The sequence below is a fragment of the uncultured Corynebacterium sp. genome (assembly GCF_902782855.1).
Lineage (GTDB): Bacteria > Actinomycetota > Actinomycetes > Mycobacteriales > Mycobacteriaceae > Corynebacterium.
In genome coordinates, this window is record NZ_CACZOO010000274.1 from 1 (window position 1) to 20,231 (window position 20,231).

The following is a 20,231-nucleotide window of genomic DNA, read 5'->3' on the forward strand; positions in this document are numbered from 1 at the left end:
GACCCGGTGCGGGGTCGGCGACGTCGATACTCTCCCCACCATCGTAGTGGCCCCGTCATGGTGTCACCGTCATGGTGCCGTCATTGCGGTGAATACCCCGACTACGGGGCAGCCCGGGCCGACCCCGTCCTAGAACTCCAGGTTGTGGGCCAGTTCCCAGGGGGTCACCTGGGACTGGTAGTCCTTCCACTCGCGCCACTTGTTCCGCAGGAAGAACTCGAAGACGTGCTCGCCGAGGGCGTCGGCGACCAGCTCGGACTTCTCCATCTCGTGCAGGGCGAGGTCAAGGTCCGTCGGCAGATCCTTGTACCCCATGGCCATCCGCTCGCGGCGGGTCATGTGGGCGATGTCCTCCTCTGCCGGGGGCATCAGTTCATAACCCTCACGGATACCCTTGAGGCCCGCGGCGAGCAGCACGGCGTAGGTCAGATAGGGATTCGCGGCCGAGTCGGGGCTGCGGACCTCGACACGGCGCGAGGCCGGCTTGTTGACGGTGTACATGGGAACGCGGATCATCGCCGAGCGGTTGGCCGCACCCCAGGTGGCGGCGGTCGGTGCCTCCGCCCCGCTGGTGACCCGCTTGTAGGAGTTGACCCACTGGTTGGTCACCGCGGAGATCTCCGGGGCGTGCTCCAGGATGCCGGCGATGAAGGACTTCGCCGTGCCGGAGAGGAAGTACTCGTCGTCCGGGTCGTGGAAGGCGTTACTCTCCCCTTCGAACAGGGACATGTGGGTGTGCATCGCTGAACCGGTGAGATCCGGGAAGGGCTTCGGCATGAAGGTCGCCCGCACACCGTTACGCTGGGCGATCTGCTTGACGATGTAGCGGAAGCTCATGATGTTGTCCGCCATTGAGAGCGCATCGGCGAAACGAAGGTCGATCTCCTGCTGACCGGGGGACGCCTCATGGTGGGAGAACTCCACCGAGATCCCCATCGACTCCAGGGCGGTGATGGCGTCCTGCCGGAACTGCGGGGCGGCGTCGGTGACGGCCTGGTCGAAGTATCCGCCGGTGTCGGCGGGTACGGGGCGGCCGTCCGCGCCGTCCTCGTGCTTGAGCAGGAAGAACTCGATCTCCGGGTGGATGTAGCAGTTGAATCCCTGGTCGGCGGCGATGTTCATCTGCCGACGCAGCACCTGGCGGGGATCGGCCCAGCTGGGCTCCCCGTCAGGCATGGCGATGTCACAGAACATACGGGCGGTGAGGTTCGTCGACCCGTCAGAGTTGTCCAGCGGGAGGATCTGGAAGGTGGACGGGTCGGGCCGGGCGATGGTGTCGGACTCGACGATGCGGGAGAAGCCTTCGATGGAGGAGCCGTCGAAGCCGATACCCTCCTCGAATGCGCCCTCCAGTTCCGCCGGTGCGACGGCCACGGACTTGAGGTAGCCCTGGATGTCCGTGAACCAGAGACGGACGAAGCGGATGTCCCGTTCCTCGAGGGTCCGGAGAACGAATTCCTGTTGACGACTCATGGCGCCCATCGTATCCGCGGAACCGGTCCGGGTGGCACAGTCCCCCTCCCCCCCGCGCGTGATGTTACAAGTCGTTAACACTGGGCGGTCGAAGATGGCACAATGCTGTGACATGTCTGACTCCACAACTCCACCCGCCGTCGGTTACCTCACCCCCACCCGTCAGGTCCGTATCGGCGACCTCCGGAAAAGGAAGGCCGCGGGCGAGAAATGGGCCATGCTCACCGCCTACGACTACTCGACCGCCCGCGCACTCTCCCAGGGGGGCGTGGAATGCCTGCTCGTCGGGGACTCCGCCGCGAACGTGGTCTTCGGCTACTCACAGACCCAGCAGGTCAGCCTCGACGAGATGGTGTACCTCGCCGCCGCCGTGGTCCGCGGCGCAGGAAACGCCCTGGTCATCGCCGACCTGCCCTTCGGCACCTACGAGGCCTCCGATGAGCAGGCCGTGCGCTCGTCCGCCGAGATGATGCGCCGGTCCGGTGCTGCAATGGTGAAGATAGAGGGCGGGGTGCGCATCGCCCCGCGCATCCGGGCCCTCGTCGCCGCCGGCATCCCGGTGTGTGCCCACGTCGGATTCACCCCGCAGTCCGTCAACGCCCTGTCAGGGTTCAGGGTCCAGGGCCGGGGGGACGCCGCCGGGCAACTGCTCGCCGACGTACACGCCGTCGCCGAGGCCGGCGCCGACATGGTCGTCCTGGAAATGGTGCCCGCCGATGTCGCCGCACAGGCCACCACTGAGGTGGACATCCCCACCATCGGTATCGGCGCGGGCCCCGACACCGACGCCCAGGTCCTGGTCTGGCACGACATGGCGGCCTTCCCGGCCGACGGTCACCGGCCGAAGTTCGCCAAGCAGTGGGCGCGGGTGGGTGCGGATCTCACGGCCGCCGCAGCGTCCTACAAGAGGGAGGTCGCCGAAGGCGCCTTCCCCGCCGCCGAGCACTGCTTCTAGTGCTTTTCTAGTCGTCGTCCCACTCATCGGCCGTGGTGGTGCGGGCGCGGGCCGTCTCCAGTGCCCGTTCGGCGTCCTGCCGGCTGTCGTAGGGGCCCATACGGGTGTCCCAGCCCAGGACCTTCCCCTCGGTGACCTCACCCGTGGAGGTGTCGAAATACCACTTCTGATCGCTCTGGTCGCTGCTCATGGCACCACTCTACGCGCGCCTGACCCGCCGCAGGAGTCAGTTTCCCAGCAGCACGAACCAGATACCCGCGACGCCGAGCAGCACGGCGCAGATTGACAGGCCGAGCACCGCCCCGGTCGACGCCCCCGACCGCAGGCCTGCCACATGTTCGGCGGCACGCCGGTAGCGGGTGCGCTGCGTTGCGAAGATGCCGAGGGCCACGGTCAGCAGACCACCGGCGATGACAGCCACGCACACCCCGTAGTGGGACATCCACCGCAGCAGGACAGCCGCCGTCACCATGAACATCATCGAGGTCCGGCCCCAGGCCATACTGGTGCGCTCCGGTTGGCGACCGTGATCGGTGACCGGTACCGGGGGTTTCACGCGAACAGCACCACCGCGACGATGACGGCGGCGAGGATCGCTCCGGCCGACAGGGCGGGGATGATAGCCGGTGCCGGTAACGGCCGGTTCTCACGCATGGCCCGTTCCACCCGCAACCACCGGACCGCGGCACCGGCCGCGAGCAGGACGCCGAGACCCATGGCTGCCAGCGCGGCAAAACCGCGAAGATGGGCCGGGACAGTGTCGGAAGGCAGGGCCTCCATCGCCACCCCGCCCGCGATGAAAGCGAGGGCGGTGCGCATCCAGGACAGGAAGGTCCGCTCGTTGGCCAGGGTGAACCGCGGATCAGGGTCCTCCCCGGTCGGGAAGAGAGTACGTGACAGTGCGGACCTGACGTCCCCGTCGGGTGGGGTACCTGGATTTCGGCTCACACCGGATGATTCTAGTCGTAGAGGTCGAGAGGGTCTGTGAGCCGGATTCTGTCCCGCCGGTGACACCTGTCGGGGCGTCACCGGAGGTGGTGATCATCCATCTACGACGACCGTCACCGGCCGCCTCCAGCGGTCTACCTGCCCCTTGTCCGACGAGCAGCCGTCGGGGCAACACCGCACCACCGGCCCCGGAGGGCGACGGTGCGATCACATGACCTTGCTCCCGGTGGGGTTTACCCAGCTGCCCCGGTCACCCGGGGCACTGGTGCGCTCTTACCGCACCTTTTCACCCTGACCCGGTTCACACCGGGCGGTTCTTTTCTGTGGCACTGTCCCGCGGGTCACCCCGGGTTGCCGTTAACAACCACCGTGCTCTGAGGAGTCCGGACTTTCCTCGACCCCGGCCTGCCCCCTACGGGGGCGGTTCCGGGAGCCGCGATCACCCGACCCTCTCGACGCCGTTCACAATAGCAGTGGTCGCCCCCGCACCGCTCACAGCCCCCGCAGATAGTGGGTGTCGTTGAACTCGCGGACCACCGACCGGTCGGTGTAGAACTCGGCCACTGACAACCCGGCGAGATCCAGGTGCAGGGTCGAGTACACCGTGGCAGGTGCCAGCAGTGCCGACCGAAGGATCGCCTTGATCGGCGAGACGTGGCTGACCAGCAGCACGGTGCGTCCCGAACCACCGGCCATGAGGTCGGAGACCAACCTGTCACACCGCAGCGCCACATCGTCCATGCTCTCGCCGCCGACGGTCGGCACCGAGGGTTCATTGGCCCAACGGGCGTGCTCGGTCGGCCACCGGCGGTGCACCTCCTCGAAACCGAGCCCCTCCCAGGCACCGAAGTCGGTCTCGATGAGGTCCCCCGTCGGGGTGACGTCGAGGCCGAGGGCCTCCGCCGCGGACTCTGCGGTCTGTCTCGCCCGCAGCAACGGGGAACTGAAGATCGCGTCGATGCCCTCCCCCTCGTCCTGTCGGGTACGTAGCCAGGACGCGGCACGTGACACCTGGGCGGCACCGAGATCGGTCAGGGCGGGATCGCTGCGCCCGGAGAAGACTCCGGCCGCGGACATGGCGGTCTGGCCGTGACGCAGCAGCAGCAGGCGCAACGGCGCCCGGCCCGACCCGAACCAGTCCGGGCGGATACTTCCGGTGGATCTGTCACTCACGTCGTCACTCCCCCACCCGCACCAGCAGGACACCGCATTCCGGGCAGGTGACCAGATGGTTCAACGGGGTGTTGGCGATTCGCCGCGCCGCCGAGTGGTCGAGCTCGATGCAGCAGCACCGGCAGGTCGCTCCGGCAAGTTCGGCGGCGCCCATGCCGTGCTCGGCCTCACTCTCCTCGTACCGTCGCCGGAGCTCCGGCGACAGGTCACCACGCAGGACCCCGGACCGGTCACGGAGTCCGGCGACCCGCTGCCCGATCTCACCGGCCACCGCCTCCGCCTCGTCACGCGCCTGCCGCAACGTCATGTCCACATCAGGGCCGGCATCAGGGCCTGAGTCCTCCCGGGCGTGTCCGAAGGTCGCCAGCGTGCGTTCCTCCCTGTCGATGTCCGCCTCGATCTCTGCGAGGCGTCGATCAGCGACCGCGAGATCGTGTCTGAGATCTCGACGGCGGTCCCGGTCGGTGTCGGCACGCAGGCCGGCGAGGTCGGCGCGGCGCCGGGCGCGCAGGCGGGCGGCGTCCGACCGTAGCCGGTTCAACGTCCCGGTCATGTCGTGGGCGATGCGCCGGGTGCTCAGTACCCGACGGCGGCGCTCCTCCGCCTCCTGTTCGAGACGTTCGACGGTGGCGGTCTCCGGGAGTGCGTCGAGCCTGGCGGTGAGCAGCCGGAGGCGTTCGTCGACGCCGGCGAGTTCGGTGAGGGTGGCCCGGTCGGCGTCGGTCAGGGTGACGGGGACGGCGGTCATGAGCGGGTCCTTCCGGTGGGTGCGGACGCGCAGTGCAGTGTCCACGGGTCGGTGCGGACGTCGATCACCCCGGTGTCCAGCCGGGGGTCGGAGACGGCGAGCAGGTCGGCTGCCTGGGAGCACCAGGGGAACTCGCTGGCCCAGTGCGCGGTGTCCACCACCGGACAGCCACCGGCGCGCAAGTGCTCGTCGACGGGATGGTGACGCAGATCAGAGGTCACGAAACAGTCCACGTCGAGCCCCGCGACCACACTCAGGAAACTGTCACCCGCCCCGGAGGCGACCGCCACACGGCGGATCATCCGGTCAGGGTCGCCGGCGGCGCGCACCCCCCACACGGTGGCCGGTAGCCGGTCCGCCACCCGTGCGGTGAACTCGCGCAGCGTCATCGGCGTGTCTAGGTCACCGACCCGTCCGATGCCGGTGGCCGTGAGCGGGTCCACACCGTCGGGTACCGGGGTCAGCGGTACCCCCGGAGTGACTCCGAGAAGTTCGGCGAGCCGGTCGTTGACGCCGGGCCTGGCGGCGTCCGCACTGGTGTGGGCGGCATAGAGTGCGACCCCGGCGCGGATGAGCCGGTGGATGATCCGGCCCTTGGGATGGGTCACCGGCACCCCCGTGACCCCGCGCAGCAGCGGTGGGTGGTGGACGAGCAGGAGATCGGCACCGTCAGCGACGGCGGCATCGGCCACAGCATCGGTGCAGTCGAGGGCGACGCGGACGGTCCGGACGATGTCAGCGGGATCACCGCAGACCAGCCCGCACGCGTCCCAGGACTCCGCGAGGCGCGGCGGGTAGGCCTGCTCGATGAGCGAGACGACGTCGCCGACGGTCGCTGGTGCGGTGGATGGGGCAGGGTTGTTCACGTGGTCGTTCACGTGGTCAACGATAGCGTCCTGCAACACACCCGCCCGGTTTCTGGCACTCTGGACCTGTGACAGACTCATCGGACAGCATGCCGGCCCCGGGGCCGGAGACCAGGATCCTCCTCGTCGACGTCGACGGGACGCTGGTGGATTCCCTCCCCGGGATCCGGGACAGTTTCCTGCACGCCCTCGCGGCCAACGGGGTGTCGGTTCCCCCGGACGACCAGGTGGACCGTATCTCGGGACCTCCGATGGTGGACACCCTCCGGGGTCTGGGCCTCGACGGCGACGAGCTGGACCGCACGTACCGGACCTACCGGGAGAGCTACTCCGGTGAGGGGTGGCGCAACGCCGAGGTCGTCCCCGGGATGCCCGAGCTCCTGGCCCGTTGGCGGAACGCCGGCTACGTACTGGCCACCGCGACGTCGAAGGTGGAAGCGACGACGCGGCTGATACTCGAGAGGTTCGGGATGCTCGACCTCTTCGATGTCGTGGCGACCGCCTCCGCGCAACCCGGTGGTCGCCGGGCCAAGGACGAGGTCATCGCCCATGCCCTGGAGCAGCTAGGTCTGGATCCGACGACGGTTGCTGACGGTGGCCCGCAGCACCGCGGCAACATCCTCATGATCGGCGACCGGATCCATGATGTGGAGGGCGCCCACGCCTTCGGGGTACGCAGCGTGCTGGTGGACTGGGGTTACGGCGGCCGTGCCGAGCACCTGGCCTCGGACTGGTCGGTGGCCGATGTCGACGAACTGGGCCGGGTCGTGGCCGACTGGGCGGACGCCCGACCACAGATCTGCGTGGTATGCACCGGCAACATCTGCCGCTCACCGATGGGTGAGATCATGCTGCGTGACGCTTTGGCCGCCGCGGGTCTGGCGGACGCGGTGAAACTGAACTCCTGCGGCACCACCGGCTGGCATGTCGGGGAGGCTGCGGATCCGCGGGCCGCCGCATGCCTGTCCGAGGCCGGCTACTCGGCGTCCGGTCACGCGGCCGCAGAGTTCGGGCCCGAGCACCGGGACGCCGATCTGTTCCTCGTCATGGATGCGGCGAACCGAACAGCGTTGGTGAAGGAGGGCATCGACCCGGAGCGAATCCGGATGTTCCGTTCCTTCGGTCCGGCCGGGGACAAGGAGGTCGCCGACCCGTACTACGGGGATGACGCCGACTTCGACCGCGCCGTACGACAGCTCGCCGAGGCACTCCCGGGCATCGTGGAATGGGTAGGACGGCGGGTCTAGCGCAGGTCAGCGGTGGTGGAGTCGGTCTCCCCGTGCCGGGGGCACACCGCGGTCCAACCGTGGGGGGTGACCTGGACTGTCCGGCGTCGACCACACTCCGGGCAGTAGCGGGGAGCGTCGAGACCCGCCTGCTGCGCCGGCGAGTACCCGATCCACTCCCCCTCCCCCAGATCCGCCCCGGTGTACGGGTCCCAGGGGCCGGTACCTCTCCGTCTAGACACTGCGGCTCAGCACCTTGATGGGCAACCGCATCCGGTCCATCATGTCCATGTCCTGCTCGGCCGGCCGACCGAGCGTGGTGAGGTAGTTTCCGACGATGATCCCGTTGATGCCTCCGGTCAGGCCCTGCTCCACACCGAGGTCGCCGAGAGTGAGCTCCCGGCCCCCGGCGAAGCGCAGTGTGGTGGCGGGCATCGCGAGTCGGAACATGCCGATGGCGCGCAGGGCGTCCTTGCCGTCCATGACGTCCATGCCGCCGAAGGGCGTTCCGGGCCGCGGGTCCAGGAAGTTCAGCGGGACCTCGTCGGGGTCGAGCTCGGCGAGCTGGACGGCGAACTCGGCACGCTGCTCCAACGACTCGCCCATCCCGAGGATGCCGCCGCAGCAGACCTCGATACCGGCGTCCCTGATCATGAGCATGGTCTCCCGGCGTTCCTCCCAGGTGTGTGTGGTGACGACCTTCGGGAAGTAGCTCCGGGCGGTTTCCAGGTTGTGGTTGTAACGGTGGACACCGGCTGCCTTGAGGCGGGCGACCTGCTCGGGGGTGAGGATACCGACCGAGACGGAGACGTCGATACCGTCGACGTTGGCGTAGATCTGCTGGACAGCATCCTCCAGCTGGGACATGAGAGCCTCGTCGGGGCCTTTGACGGCGGCGACGATACAGAATTCCGTGGCTCCGGTCTTGGCGGTCTGGCGGGCCTGTTCGATGAGCTGGGCGATGTCGAGTTTCGTGGAACGCACCGGGGACTCGAAGAGTCCGGACTGGGAGCAGAAGTGGCAGTCCTCGGGGCAGCCACCGGTCTTGAGGCTGACGATGCCCTCCATCTCCACCTCCTCCCCGCACCATTTCACCCGCACCTCGTGGGCGAGTGCGAGCAGATCGGGGATACGGTCGTCGGGCAGGTTGAGGACCTCGATGAGGTCGTCGTAGTCGAGGCCGTGTCCTTCGTCGAGGACGCGGGTGCGCGCGGTCGTGAGTATGTCCGTCATGGAACGTACTCTAACTTGAACAGTGTTCAAGCGCCAATCAGAACCGTTCCTCGTCGCGGGCGTCACGGTCGGAGAACGCGCGGTTCCGGCCGTGACCGTAACGATCGGCGAGCTTGCGTTCACGGCTGACGGTGACGGCGTCAGGAGCATCAGGAAGCTCCGGGACCTCGCAGGCTGCCGCAGGATCCGGTTCGGCGGAATCCCCCGCATCCTGCACCCCGGCCTCGGCCGCCGCCACCTCCTCACGCTGCCGACGCCGTTCACGGATCTCCGCCCAGACGAAATAGCCCAACCCGAGTGGAACCATGATGCCGAAGGCGATCCACTGGATACCGTAGGAGAGGTACGGGCCGGAGTCGAGCTTCGGCAACGGGATGGCGGCCAGCCCCTCCCCCGCACGCCCGGCTGCGGACGCCTCGTCGAGCTGGACGTAACTACCCGCCAGATCCAGTCCGGTGAGCCGGGAGATCTGCGCGGTGTTCATCCCGTAGACCTGCAGGCGACCCTGGTCCGTGATCGGAGCCGAATCCGGCACGGCCTCAGACTTACGGACGTAGCCCGTGACCGTGGTCTCCGTCGCCGGGGCGTCCGCCATCTCCGGCACCCCGGCACCGCCGCCGGTAGGCTTGATCCAGCCACGGTTGACCAGCACCGTCAACCCGTCATCGGTCCGGAACGGGGTGAGCACCTGGAACGCCGGACTGGAGGACACCGGTCGGTTGCGCAGCAGTACCTCGGACTCCGGAAGGAACCGGCCCTGCAACTCCACCCGGGTCCACTCAGCGTCGTCCCCGGCCGGGCCACCGTCGGCGGGCAGCACGGTCGACACCGGCACCGGACCGTGCTTCATCGCCGCCTCCAGGCGGTCGTTGAAGTGCTGGGTGTCGGTGTTCTTCCCCAGCTGCCACGGTGCCAGCACCGTGAACGCTATGTACGCGAAAGCAACGGCGAGGACGGTGGTCAGCACCCACCCGGGGGTCAGGAACGCACGCCACCCCCGGCGCCGGGGACGGCGGCCGGGGGCGGAGGAGGCGGAACTGTCAGCGCGGTCAGACACGCGGTCCAGTCTAGTCGTCGGAGCCGGGGTTTCCACCTTCGATACCGGCGGCGGCGGCCACCTCGTCGATCCGCCGGTTGGTACGGCGCAGCCGCACCGCCAGCACACCGGCGGCAGCGGCAGCGATGACCGCGATGACGCTGGGGACCATCGACGACGGGTCCCGGAGGAAAGCGACCAGACCGGTGTCCCCGTCGTCCTCGGCAGACTCGGCGGCCGGGTCGTTGACCGACACCTTACCGGTGGCGCGACCCTCACCTGTTACCGCGTCAGTTCTGTCGGACTCGTCCTCCGGCTTGTCGCCCAGGGTCGTCCGGGACTCACCCCCGCAGTCGTCGGACAGCGCTGCCCGGAAGCTCACCGGGTCGAGCGACTCACCCGCCTGGTAGTACCCGGCCAGAGCCTCCGAACCGGCGGCGCTCAGCGTGGCGGAGGCGGAGCCGTCAAGGACACCGTCGGTGACGGCCGCCCCGGTGAGTACCAGATCGGCGACCGCGATGCGGCCGTAGTTGCGCGGGGTGCCCGAGGTGTCATTGGACTCGACGTTGGCGACCAACGTGCCGTCGGCCCCGTCGATCCGGATCTCCGGATCGGAGATCACGGTCCGGAGGACCCCCTCATGACCGGTGAAGAGCACCGAACCGCCGAACTTCAGGGTTCCGGCGCTGACACCGGCGTCCTCGGCGGTGACGGTCCCCTCGGAGCCGCTGAATACGAAGTTCCCCTCGCTGTAGACGGCACCGCCCGTCGTGGTCCACCCGCCCTTGGCGATGGAACCCCTGATGTAGGCGCGGAAGGAATCCTTGATGCCCCAGCCCATCCTGGTCTCGGTGGCCTTCCGGTCACCGTCGGCGGCGGTACAGGTGGTGTCCGAGGCACCGGCGGACTTGTCCCCGGTGCTGGACGCCGTGCCGGAGACCCGCGGAGTGACGCCGAGATCGGGTGTCCCGGTGCCCTCAGCGACCGTACCGGAGCCGCCGGAGGTTGCCTGCCCGGCCGACGTGATACCCGCCAGACCGGCCCCGGTACCCATACCGCAGCCCGCCCCGGAGGTGTTGAGGGTGATGTTGACCGGGTCGGCCTCGTTGTTCCCCTCACCGTAGTTGCCACCCAGGGACTGGTTCCCGTCCTCGGTGATGTAGCCGGTACCGGACAGTGAAACGGTGCCGCTGTTCGCCGCGGACTCGGTGATCGGTTGGGCGAGCTCGAACTGCGCGATCGGCACCTGGGTGCCGGTCTTGGCCCCGGTGACTGTCGCACCGGGGGTGAAGCTGGATACGGTGTTGGACCGGTAGTCCGCGATGAACTGCGCAGTGGTGCCACGCACCTTCATCTTCATGGCCGAGTAGGTGATGTCCAGGGCACCCATGTGACCCCAGAGGTGCAGCGAACCGTTGAGCGGAATGTCGGCGTCAGATCCGGAGACCCGGATCGCCGAGGGATCGGCCGTGAACTGGAACTGACCGTCCGCACCACCCCGGGAGCCGGAGAAGCCGACCCCGTCGAGGTCCCAGCGCCCGCCGGCGATCGGGCCGGTGAGGTAGCTCCGGAAGGACTGTTTGAGACCCCAGCCGACCGAGGCTCCCGTCACGGCGTCACAGGTACCACCGTCGGTCGTGTCGGGGACGGCGGGTACGGCCTGCGGTGCGGCGGGCTGCACCGCCTGCCTGGCAGGGACTGACGCGGGGGTCGACACCGGGGCCGCGTCAGACTGCCCCGCAGAGGTCGCCATCACCGCAGCGGTGTCGACCGCACAATCGCCGGCGCCAGCGGTCCGTACCGAGATCGTCACCGGGTCTCCGTCGTTCTTGCCCTCACCGTAGGAGCCGAGCAGCGCCCTGTTCAGGTTCTCATGGATCCAACTCCGCCCGGTGACCGTCGCAGAACCGCTTTCGGACCCGGACCTGGTCAGGGTGCGGTCCAGGGAGAAGGTCGCGACCGGTTGCCGGGTGAACGCCGGCGGGCCGCCGAAACGACTGGCGACAGCCTTGGGGTCGGCAGCGAGGTAGCGGGCGTCGGCGAGCAACTGGGCCCGCTCGCCGCGGATCTGGAGGGTGAGGTTGGACAGCGTGACGTCGATGATGCCGCCATGTCCGGTGAGGTGCATCGTCCCGTTCATGGGCAGGTCAGCATCGTCACCCTGCACCGCGGACCTCGCGGGATCCGCGGTGAAGTGGAACGCACCGTCGTCCGAGTTCTCCGCGGCGCCGGTGTAGGTCACTCCGTCGAGGTCCCAGCCACCGGCAGCGATCGGGCCAGTGAGGTAGTTCCGGAAAGACTGCTTGATACCCCAGGCCATCTCCGCCGAGGACACTGCCCGGCACTGCGCACTGTCGTCGGCGACGGCAGCGGGGACGACCGCCGCCGGGACTGTGGCGACACCGACGAGCGGAAGGGCGGCGGTCAGGGCAGCCGCCGAAGCCAGGCGGAGTGAACGGGGTGACGACATAGGTGAAACTCTCCTGGGCGCGACAGAAGTCTCGGGGACTTCCACTGAATCAACATTCTTCAGTTAGGTAAGGCTAGTCGCCCATGCCTGGATACCCAAGCCTCTCCACCGACGGAACCGGTGCCTGCTGCGAGATCCGTCGTTCGATCACCCCCGGAAAGGTTAGTGGTGCGCACTGACGGGTTCGAACCGCCGACCTGCTGGGTGTAAACCAGCTGCTCTTCCAACTGAGCTAAGTGCGCGGAACCGGCGCCCCCGACATCCGGACCCCCGAGACTCTATCGCTTGAAGCCGCGGGCCACCAGACAGGCCCCCTGCCAGGATCCCAATCGGGTGGAGGTCGTCTGCACCAGACCTGCAACCTGCGCAGATTCCGCGATCTCACCGGGTTCGACGGTGCCGGGGGTACCGGCAGCGGGGGTGAGCAGCCAGATCCGACCGGTGTCCCCCAGACTGCGGGTGGCGTCCACCAGGCCGTCGACCAGGTCGCCGTCATCGCTGCGCCACCACAGCAGGACAACGTCGACCATCTCATCGGTCTCCTCGTCGAGCAGCTGACCTCCGATGACGTCCTCCAGTGCTTCGCTGATCGCACTGTCGGCGTCCTCGTCCCAACCGAGTTCCTGGATGATGTTGCCTGCGGCCACATCCATGAGCTCGGCCCAGTCGTTGTCGCTGCCCACCGTCGCCCCTGCGGCGTCTCCCACTGCTCTGTCCCTGACCTTTCATCGTCTCCCGGTGATACCGGGTGTTCTGCAACACGTACTGGCACTGAATAGTAGGTGATTCGTCGTGGCCGCACCAGACCTGCAGGAACACCGACGGCACCACCCCCGTCATTTCTCCCCCGAACTGAACACCGGTAGCGGGTCTAGGATCGGTGAGAGCGCGTTCCCCGGACCACCACCGCTGTGCCCCGGGAACGCCCCCGATTCCGCAAACCAGGAGGAACGTCATGCATCCCGCCCACGACAGCCACTTCGGCAATATCCGCGACGGTGTCGCGTCCTATCTCAAGGACGCCGACCCCGATGAGACCCAGGAGTGGATGGACTCCCTCGACGGTCTGCTCTCCGAGGCGGGCCCCGACCGCGCCCGCTACCTCATGCTGCGGATGCTGGAGCGGGCGTCCGCCCAGCGGGTGTCCCTGCCGCCGCTGCTGTCCACCGACTACGTCAACACCATCCCCACCTCGATGGAGCCGGAGTTCCCCGGTGACGAGGCCATGGAGAAGCGCTACCGGCGCTGGATCCGCTGGAACGCGGCGATCATGGTGCACCGTGCCCAGCGACCCGGCATCGGCGTCGGCGGTCACATCTCGACCTACGCGTCCGCCGCCGCCCTCTACGAGGTCGGGTTCAACCACTTCTTCCGGGGCAAGGACCACCCGGGCGGCGGCGACCACGTCTTCTTCCAGGGCCACGCCTCCCCCGGGATGTACGCCCGAGCCTTCCTCGAGGGCCGCCTGTCCGAGGAGGACATGGACGGTTTCCGCCAGGAGAAGTCGAAGCCGGGCCACGGGATGCCCTCCTACCCGCACCCGCACGACATGCCCGAGTTCTGGGAGTTCCCCACCGTGTCGATGGGGCTGGGCCCGATGGACGCGATCTACCAGGCCCGGTTCAACAGGTACCTCGATGACCGGGGCATCAAGGACACCTCCGACCAGCATGTCTGGGCGTTCCTCGGTGACGGCGAGATGGACGAGCCGGAGGCCCGCGGTCTCATCCAGCAGGCTGCGGTGAACAACCTCGACAACCTCACCTTCGTCGTCAACTGCAACCTGCAGCGCCTCGACGGGCCGGTACGCGGCAACACGAAGATCATCCAGGAGCTGGAGAGCTTCTTCCGAGGTGCGGGCTGGAACGTCATCAAGGTCGTCTGGGCCCGCGAATGGGACCGGCTGCTGGAGAAGGACGAGGACGGCCGCCTCGTCAACATCATGAACACCACCACCGACGGTGACTACCAGACCTTCAAGGGCAAGGACGGCGCCTACGTCCGGGAGTTCTTCTTCAACAAGGATCCGGAGACCGCGAAGCTGGTCGAGGACATGACCGACGAGGAGATCTTCGCCCTGCGCCGCGGTGGCCATGACTACCGCAAGATCTACGCCGCCTACCAGCGTGCCTTGGAGACCAAGGACCAGCCGACCGTCATCCTCGCGCACACTATCAAGGGTTACGGGCTGGGCCACAACTTCGAGGGACGCAACGCGACCCACCAGATGAAGAAGCTGACCCTCGACGATCTCAAGCGCTTCCGCGACAAGCAGGAGATCCCGATCTCGGACGAGGAGCTCGAAGCCAACCCGAAGGTGCCGCCGTACTACAACCCGGGCCCGGACTCCCCCGAGATCCGGTACATGCTGGAGCGGCGCCGTGCCCTCGGCGGTCCGCTGCCGGAGCGTCGGGTCGACTACACCCCGCTGACGATCCCGGACACGGAGCTCATGGCCCCTGTCCTCAAGGGGTCAGGCAAGCAGAAGGTCGCCACGACGATGGCGTTGGTGCGCACGCTCAAGGAGCTGATGGAGGATCCGGAGATCCGGAAGCGTCTCGTGCCGATCATCCCCGACGAGGCCCGCACGTTCGGCATGGACTCCTGGTTCCCGACGTTGAAGATCTACAACCCGCACGGTCAGAACTACACTCCGGTCGACGCGGACCTCATGCTCTCCTACAAGGAGGCCACGGACGGTCACATCATGCACGAGGGAATCAACGAGGCGGGTTCCGTCGCTGAGTTCATCGCCGCCGGCACCTCCTACGCCACCCACGGTGAGGTGATGATCCCGCTGTACATCTTCTACGCGATGTTCGGTTTCCAGCGCACCGGCGACTCGATCTGGGCCGCCGCCGACCAGATGGCCCGCGGTTTCCTCATCGGCGCGACCGCGGGTGCCACCACCTTGTCCGGCGAGGGCCTGCAGCACATGGACGGCCACTCCCCCGTGCTCGCCTCGACGAACCCCTCGGTGGTTTCCTGGGACCCGGCGTTCGGCTATGAGATCGCCCACATCGTCCGCGACGGTATCCGTCGGATGTACGGCGAAGGCTCCGGCCCCGACGGTAGGGGCGAGAACGTCATCTACTACCTCACCGTCTACAACGAGCCGGTCGAGCAGCCCGCCGCACCGGCCGACCTCGACGTGGAGGGTCTCCTCAAGGGCATCTACCTGTACTCTCCGGCGGACAAGCTGGTCGGTACCGGTGCGAACTCCACCGGAGACGCCGGGGACGCCCCCACGTCCGAGCTGGAGGCGACGATCCTGGCGTCCGGTGTCGGTATGACCGAGGCGATCAGGGCAAAGGTCATCCTGCGGGAGCAGTTCGGCGTCAACACCGCGCTGTACTCCGTGCCGGCGTGGGCCGAACTGGCCCGCGAGGGCCGTGACCTGGATCTTGATGAGCTGCGCCACCCGGACGGTGTCATCCCGAAGCCTTACGTGACCCAGGTTCTCCAGCAGGCCCGGGGACCGTTCATCGGTGTGACCGACTTCACCCGGTCGGTGCCGGAGATGATCCGCCCCTACGTTCCGGGCGACTACACCACCCTGGGATGCGACGGTTTCGGGTTCTCCGACACGCGTGCCGCCGCCCGCAGGTTCTTCAACTCGGACGCGGAGTCCGTCGTGGTGGCGGTGTTGTCCGCGTTGGCCCGTCAGCACCGGCTGTCCTGGGACACGGTGAGGAAAGCCGCGACCGATTTCGATCTCACCGATCCGACGAAGGCCTGACCCGGCCCGGCAGCCTCAAGGGGTGGTGTTGCTAGTATCAGCGGTTGTGTTCCCCGCCAGTGGCGGGGCCTCCCCCCCCTACCGTCGACAGGAAGGTCCGTGACCCGTGGAGATCTCGCGTGAGGCCCAGGAGAAACTCGCCAGGGCACTCGGCGGTGGTGGCTCCGACGATCATCCGGAGGACGCCGCGTCCACCGCCGAGGACGTCACCACGCTGGGCCGGATCGCCCGGATCATCGAGGACGTCTCCGGTGTCGACAAGGAGTCCGTCACCGCGGATTCCGACCTCAGCGCCGGTCTCGATCTGAGTTCTTTGTCACTCATCGAGGTTGCGGTGAAGATGGAGGATGCGCTGCGGGTGCGTCTCGAGGACGAGGACATCTGGTCGGCCCGGACCGTCGGCGACCTCGTCGCGTTGGCGGACGCCCGGGTATGACCGGCCCGGTTGACGTTGTCCCCTCCGTGCTCGCGGAGACCGGCGGGTGGCCGGTCGACACCGTCGCCGCCGCAGTGGTCCGGCGGGCAGCGGACGGGTCCACCTCCGTGGCCACCACGGGTGGTCGGCACCGGGTCTTCGCATTGGCGAGCGTCAGCAAGCTGGTCACCGCCTACGCGGTGCTCATCGCCGTGTCGGAGGGATGTTTCACGCTCGATGACACTGTCGGGGGCGTCGCAGCCGCCGGTGGGCGTCCTGTGGACGGACCGCAGGACGCCACTGTCCGTGATCTCCTCGCTCACGCGTCCGGGGTGGGGTTCCGGGACCGCACGCGTGAAAAGGACGCCCACGTCCGCCGCATCTACTCCTCGGCGGGGTTCGAGATCCTCGCGGACCTCGTCACCGTGTCCGTCTCCGAGGTGGGCCTCGACTTCGCGGGTTACGTCGACGCCGCGGTGCGTTCCCCTCTCGGGATCCCCTCCGCCGAGTTGGTCATCGGGGGATCGGCCGGTCACGGATTCCGCGGTTCAGTCGGTGCCTTGACCAGGCTCGCCGTGGAGTTCCTCTCCCCCACCCTCCTACCGGAGGATCTGTGGGATGAGGCACTGCGTCCCCAGTTCCCCGACCTGGACGGTGTGGTGCCCGGCTACGGTCGGCAGCGTCCCTGCCCCTGGGGCCTCGGTGTCGAACTCCACGGGCACAAGTCACCGCACTGGTTACCGCCGGAGATGCCCGGGGACGTGGCCGGTCATTTCGGCCAGTCCGGGACATTCCTGTGGTTCCACCGAGCCACCGGTACGGCGGCGGTGGTGCTCACCGACCGTGCTTTCGGCGACTGGGCGAGGCGACGGTGGGACGGCTTCAACAGCGATCTGTGGGCCGCGCTGCAGGCGCCGGTTGTCTGATCTAGATCCAGTAGCCGGACGCAGCCTCGGAGGTCTTCACGGTGACGTGACCGGGGTTGAGTTCGCTGACCTTCGTCACCCCGCACAGCCGCATCGTACGGCGCATCTGGTCCTCCATGATGTCCAGCATCCGGACCACGCCGCGCTGTCCCCCTGCCATCAGGCCGTACATGTAGGCACGTCCGACGAGAGTGTAGTCGGCGCCGAGGGCGACGGCTGCGGCGATGTCCGCGCCGTCCATGATGCCGGTGTCCAGACCGATGGTGACATCTTCTCCGACGGCGGCACGCACCTTCGGAAGCAGGTGCAGCGGGACGGGTGCACGGTCGAGCTGGCGTCCACCGTGGTTGGACAGGATGATGCCGTCGGCACCGTGGTCGAGGACGCGCTGTGAATCCTCCACGGTCTGCAGGCCTTTGGCGATGAGGGTTCCGGGCCAGATCTCACGAAGCCATTCGATGTCCTCGAAGGTCAGAGCGGGATCGAACATCCGGTCCACAAGTTCGGCGACGGTGCCGGAGCTCTTCGACAGGGAGGCGAAGGAGAGCTGCTCGGTCGTGAGGAAGTTGAACCACCAGGCCGGCCGGTAGGAGGCGTCCAGAACGGTCTTCCAGGTCAGCTGCGGGGGGATCGAGAAGCCGTTGCGGGTGTCGCGCAGACGCGCGCCGGCGATGGCGGTGTCCACGGTGACGATGAGTTTGCGGTAGCCGGCAGCCCAGGCCCGCCGCACGAGGTCCTCCGAGGCCTCACGGTCCTTCCAGAGATAGAGCTGGAACCAGCGGTCGGCGTCCGGGGCGTGGGTCGCGACATCCTCGAGGGAGGCGGTGCCCATGGTGGACAGGCAGAAGGGGATGCCCTTGTCTGCGGCGGCCGCTGATCCGGCATACTCGCCCTCGGTCTGCATCATGCGGGTGAAACCGGTGGGGGCGATGGCCAGCGGCATGGCGATCCGGTCACCGAAGACCTCCGTGGACAGGTCCGCGTCGGAGACGTCCCGCAGTACACCGGGGTTGAACTCCAGGTCGCGGTAGGCCATGCGGGCCCGGTTGAGGGAGATCTCGTTCTCCGCGGCACCGTCGACGTAGTCGAAGGGGGCTTTCGGGGTACGGCGCTTGGCGATCTTCCGGAGTTCCCAGACATTGGTGGCCTTGGAGAGCCTCCGCCCGCTCAGGTCGAGGGTGGGCCTCTCGAACTGCATGAGTTCCCGGAGTTCCCGGACCGGCGGGAACCGGCGCTTGAGTGCGGAAGGAACTGGGCGTGACGTCGCCATGTGTGAAGTCTCCTGGGTGACTGGTGTGTATTGTCGCGTCCCACGCTACGCCAGCGGTCCGGCCACACACCCCCAGGGGCCGCAACAGCGCGGGGGTGCGGTCCAGTGCTGTCGGCGAAGCCGGCGACCGGCACAGTATGAACGGGACAATGGTCCTGCACTACGCCACACGGGTGGTTGCGGGGAATGAACCGCATGAGACCGGGAGCAGCTTTCAGAGCTGCCCGGCGCCACCATGAAAACTGCAGTCGGATGAATTGACGGTCGGGACGTCCACGTACGAAATTCACCACTCCCCCCGCAAACGTCACAGCACTCCGGATACCCCCGTAACGGGTATGCGGGTCCCGTGAGATTTCCGACACCGGACCCGCCGGAAGGATCCCGAGAAAGAGAACGGTGGCCAGAATACGGTTACGCCTTCAGGGCAAGACACCGCTCGCACCTGGCAGGAAAACTACAGGAGAAGAACTCCGGACATGAAGAATCCCCCTCCGCCGAGGCAGAAGGGGACCGCCATCCGGAGAGGTTCAACCTCTCCACACTGCTTTTATCCCAGGGAGCCGACGATGGTCTCGAAGACACTGACAATGGCAGCGGAGGCGGCGGACAGAATTTCCTGAAGGGCGGTAAGCATGTTGAGCTCCTCGTGATTCGTGATACTAGGTCGTGCACAGGACCGCTTTTCGGACCCGACACCGAACATACCGATCGACAGCGACCTTGTCCACGGAGATTTCAACACCGGAACATGACTAGATTATGTCGACAACATTATTCCTTTACAACTACAAGCCAAAGCCGGCGCGTCGCCGACCGGCCACACATCGCCCACACCCCCACTGGCCTGCGTATTTATAAATAGGTAATACTATCATTGTTGTGTGGGTATCTCTTTTGAGAAGTCGCAGATCTGCTACTTTTCTCTTGTGAATCACCCCCGTCGTGGGGGCACCGAGTCTGCTGCACGATCGGACGCCGGGCCCGCCGGCCCCGCCGCCCCGTGACCGCCACCATCCTGCCGCGACCCCCATTCCCAAGCACGACGAAGCCCCGCCGCCTGCGGTGCAGGCGACGGGGCTCGTGTTGCTCCCCCTACTGGACTCGAACCAGTAACCCTTCGATTAACAGTCGAATGCTCTGCCATTGAGCTAAGGGGGAAGATGTCCTCCGGGCCGTGACGGCCCGTTCAACGAGAATGAACTATACATAGACCCCCTCCCCCTTCACAAATCTCGGTGATGACCTGCGGCGACATCCGCCCCTGCCCTGCCTGCCGTACTCCGCGCACCACACGTCACCGGGTGGTCACCGCCTGGCGAGGCACTGGATGCCCGGAGCAGGGGTCCCTCCCGTACCAGGACCCCGAGGTACCCCTCCACCCACTCCTGTCGTTACACTGTGCGGCGGGCCTATAGCTCAGTCGGTTAGAGCCGCGGACTCATAATCCGTTGGTCGCGGGTTCGAGCCCCGCTGGGCCCACCAGTCGTCGCATCCACGGAGCCGGCGGGATGTGTCCTCCACTGTGCCACGAGGTCACGTCCCCTCCGCGCGGCACCCGGTCAACCCGCCCACACATCGCCCCCGGTTTTTCGGGGCGGATCTGTAGGCCCGGCGATGGTCCCGCCCCATGCCGGAGAGCGACTCACATCGCATCGTCTCTTCTCCGGCGCCGCGATCTACGTTGACCGTTCCACCGCCTGGCCGAGGCACAGGGGCACGGGCCACGGTCGTCCCGGTGAACCGGCTTTCC

The 20,231-nt window shown here is 67.4% G+C and carries 18 protein-coding genes, 3 tRNA genes and 1 other RNA gene; 6 read left to right on the forward strand and 16 right to left on the reverse strand.

The genetic code is table 11. The features are described 5' to 3' along the window. Positions 1 to 129: 129 nt before the first annotated feature. On the reverse strand, positions 130 to 1,473 hold the full coding sequence (locus tag QZV72_RS11010) for a glutamine synthetase family protein (RefSeq protein WP_297008442.1): 1,344 nt from the start codon (positions 1,471 to 1,473) through the stop codon (positions 130 to 132). Between the two features lie 112 nt (positions 1,474 to 1,585). Here QZV72_RS11010 and panB point away from each other — a divergent pair, with 112 nt between their 5' ends. Further along, positions 1,586 to 2,428, forward strand: a complete 843-nt coding sequence (gene panB / locus QZV72_RS11015) for a 3-methyl-2-oxobutanoate hydroxymethyltransferase (RefSeq protein WP_297008443.1) — start codon at positions 1,586 to 1,588, stop codon at positions 2,426 to 2,428. A gap of 7 nt (positions 2,429 to 2,435) precedes the next feature. On the opposite strand, the gene QZV72_RS11020 is transcribed toward panB, so the two are convergent. From QZV72_RS11020 to QZV72_RS11050, 7 genes are all read right to left on the reverse strand, one after another. Continuing rightward, the gene (locus QZV72_RS11020) at positions 2,436 to 2,618 is read right to left on the reverse strand and encodes an SPOR domain-containing protein (RefSeq protein WP_297008445.1); all 183 of its coding nucleotides are present in this window, start codon (positions 2,616 to 2,618) and stop codon (positions 2,436 to 2,438) included. 36 nt (positions 2,619 to 2,654) lie between these two features. Next, complete coding sequence (locus tag QZV72_RS11025) at positions 2,655 to 2,984, reverse strand: DUF202 domain-containing protein (RefSeq protein ID WP_297008447.1); 330 nt, start codon at positions 2,982 to 2,984, stop codon at positions 2,655 to 2,657. Continuing rightward, entirely contained in the window at positions 2,981 to 3,376 is a 396-nt protein-coding gene (locus tag QZV72_RS11030; RefSeq protein ID WP_297008449.1) for a YidH family protein, read from the reverse strand. The genes QZV72_RS11025 and QZV72_RS11030 overlap by 4 nt, the downstream gene beginning before the upstream one ends. 21 nt (positions 3,377 to 3,397) lie before the next feature. Continuing rightward, positions 3,398 to 3,831, reverse strand: an RNA gene (gene rnpB, locus QZV72_RS11035) — RNase P RNA component class A. A 37-nt stretch (positions 3,832 to 3,868) separates the two neighbouring features. Beyond that, a complete protein-coding gene (locus QZV72_RS11040) occupies positions 3,869 to 4,549 on the reverse strand; it encodes a histidine phosphatase family protein (RefSeq protein WP_297008450.1) in 681 nt (226 codons plus the stop codon). A 4-nt stretch (positions 4,550 to 4,553) separates the two neighbouring features. After that, on the reverse strand, positions 4,554 to 5,297 hold the full coding sequence (locus tag QZV72_RS11045) for a hypothetical protein (protein ID WP_297008453.1): 744 nt from the start codon (positions 5,295 to 5,297) through the stop codon (positions 4,554 to 4,556). Next, positions 5,294 to 6,175, reverse strand: a complete 882-nt coding sequence (locus tag QZV72_RS11050) for a Nif3-like dinuclear metal center hexameric protein (protein ID WP_297008455.1) — start codon at positions 6,173 to 6,175, stop codon at positions 5,294 to 5,296. The genes QZV72_RS11045 and QZV72_RS11050 overlap by 4 nt, the downstream gene beginning before the upstream one ends. 56 nt (positions 6,176 to 6,231) lie before the next feature. On the opposite strand from QZV72_RS11050, the gene QZV72_RS11055 reads away from it, so the two are divergent. After that, entirely contained in the window at positions 6,232 to 7,410 is a 1,179-nt protein-coding gene (locus tag QZV72_RS11055) for an HAD hydrolase-like protein (protein ID WP_297008457.1), read from the forward strand. On the opposite strand, the gene QZV72_RS11060 is transcribed toward QZV72_RS11055, so the two are convergent. The 6 genes from QZV72_RS11060 to QZV72_RS11085 form a co-directional block, all read right to left on the reverse strand. After that, a complete protein-coding gene (locus QZV72_RS11060; protein ID WP_297008458.1) occupies positions 7,407 to 7,631 on the reverse strand; it encodes a hypothetical protein in 225 nt (74 codons plus the stop codon). The two genes, QZV72_RS11055 and QZV72_RS11060, sit on opposite strands and share 4 nt — an antisense overlap. Then, entirely contained in the window at positions 7,624 to 8,622 is a 999-nt protein-coding gene (gene bioB, locus QZV72_RS11065; protein ID WP_297008459.1) for a biotin synthase BioB, read from the reverse strand. Before bioB ends, QZV72_RS11060 begins: the two co-directional genes overlap by 8 nt. A 37-nt stretch (positions 8,623 to 8,659) precedes the next feature. Next, a complete protein-coding gene (locus QZV72_RS11070; RefSeq protein ID WP_297008461.1) occupies positions 8,660 to 9,679 on the reverse strand; it encodes an SURF1 family protein in 1,020 nt (339 codons plus the stop codon). Between the two features lie 10 nt (positions 9,680 to 9,689). After that, on the reverse strand, positions 9,690 to 12,128 hold the full coding sequence (locus tag QZV72_RS11075; protein WP_297008463.1) for an HtaA domain-containing protein: 2,439 nt from the start codon (positions 12,126 to 12,128) through the stop codon (positions 9,690 to 9,692). Between the two features lie 166 nt (positions 12,129 to 12,294). Beyond that, positions 12,295 to 12,370: transfer RNA gene (locus QZV72_RS11080), tRNA-Val, on the reverse strand. 36 nt (positions 12,371 to 12,406) lie between these two features. Next, the gene (locus tag QZV72_RS11085) at positions 12,407 to 12,781 is read right to left on the reverse strand and encodes a DUF3052 domain-containing protein (protein ID WP_297008472.1); all 375 of its coding nucleotides are present in this window, start codon (positions 12,779 to 12,781) and stop codon (positions 12,407 to 12,409) included. Positions 12,782 to 13,083: 302 nt separating this feature from the next. Here QZV72_RS11085 and aceE point away from each other — a divergent pair, with 302 nt between their 5' ends. The 3 genes from aceE (at position 13,084) to QZV72_RS11100 (ending at position 17,208) form a co-directional block, all read left to right on the forward strand. Continuing rightward, entirely contained in the window at positions 13,084 to 15,867 is a 2,784-nt protein-coding gene (gene aceE, locus QZV72_RS11090; RefSeq protein WP_297008464.1) for a pyruvate dehydrogenase (acetyl-transferring), homodimeric type, read from the forward strand. Between the two features lie 106 nt (positions 15,868 to 15,973). After that, positions 15,974 to 16,303 (forward strand): acyl carrier protein, encoded by a 330-nt coding sequence (locus tag QZV72_RS11095; protein WP_297008466.1) that lies wholly within the window; start codon positions 15,974 to 15,976, stop codon positions 16,301 to 16,303. Continuing rightward, complete coding sequence (locus QZV72_RS11100; protein ID WP_297008468.1) at positions 16,300 to 17,208, forward strand: serine hydrolase; 909 nt, start codon at positions 16,300 to 16,302, stop codon at positions 17,206 to 17,208. Before QZV72_RS11095 ends, QZV72_RS11100 begins: the two co-directional genes overlap by 4 nt. Position 17,209: 1 nt before the next feature. Here the strand turns inward: QZV72_RS11100 and QZV72_RS11105 are convergent, their stop codons facing one another. Then, the gene (locus tag QZV72_RS11105; RefSeq protein WP_297008470.1) at positions 17,210 to 18,478 is read right to left on the reverse strand and encodes an alpha-hydroxy acid oxidase; all 1,269 of its coding nucleotides are present in this window, start codon (positions 18,476 to 18,478) and stop codon (positions 17,210 to 17,212) included. Positions 18,479 to 19,567: 1,089 nt separating this feature from the next. Then, positions 19,568 to 19,639: transfer RNA gene (locus tag QZV72_RS11110), tRNA-Asn, on the reverse strand. Positions 19,640 to 19,886: 247 nt separating this feature from the next. Here QZV72_RS11110 and QZV72_RS11115 point away from each other — a divergent pair. Further along, positions 19,887 to 19,963: transfer RNA gene (locus tag QZV72_RS11115), tRNA-Ile, on the forward strand. Positions 19,964 to 20,231: the final 268 nt, after the last annotated feature.

Coding starts and splice junctions, on each gene's coding strand:
- panB (WP_297008443.1), top strand. CDS start 1,586: ATGTCTGACTCCACAACTCCACCCGCCGTCGGTTACCTCACCCCCACC.
- QZV72_RS11085 (WP_297008472.1), bottom strand. CDS start 12,781: ATGGATGTGGCCGCAGGCAACATCATCCAGGAACTCGGTTGGGACGAG.
- QZV72_RS11045 (WP_297008453.1), bottom strand. CDS start 5,297: ATGACCGCCGTCCCCGTCACCCTGACCGACGCCGACCGGGCCACCCTC.
- QZV72_RS11020 (WP_297008445.1), bottom strand. CDS start 2,618: ATGAGCAGCGACCAGAGCGATCAGAAGTGGTATTTCGACACCTCCACG.
- aceE (WP_297008464.1), top strand. CDS start 13,084: ATGCATCCCGCCCACGACAGCCACTTCGGCAATATCCGCGACGGTGTC.
- QZV72_RS11010 (WP_297008442.1), bottom strand. CDS start 1,473: ATGAGTCGTCAACAGGAATTCGTTCTCCGGACCCTCGAGGAACGGGAC.
- QZV72_RS11075 (WP_297008463.1), bottom strand. CDS start 12,128: ATGTCGTCACCCCGTTCACTCCGCCTGGCTTCGGCGGCTGCCCTGACC.
- QZV72_RS11105 (WP_297008470.1), bottom strand. CDS start 18,478: ATGGCGACGTCACGCCCAGTTCCTTCCGCACTCAAGCGCCGGTTCCCG.
- QZV72_RS11100 (WP_297008468.1), top strand. CDS start 16,300: ATGACCGGCCCGGTTGACGTTGTCCCCTCCGTGCTCGCGGAGACCGGC.
- bioB (WP_297008459.1), bottom strand. CDS start 8,622: ATGACGGACATACTCACGACCGCGCGCACCCGCGTCCTCGACGAAGGA.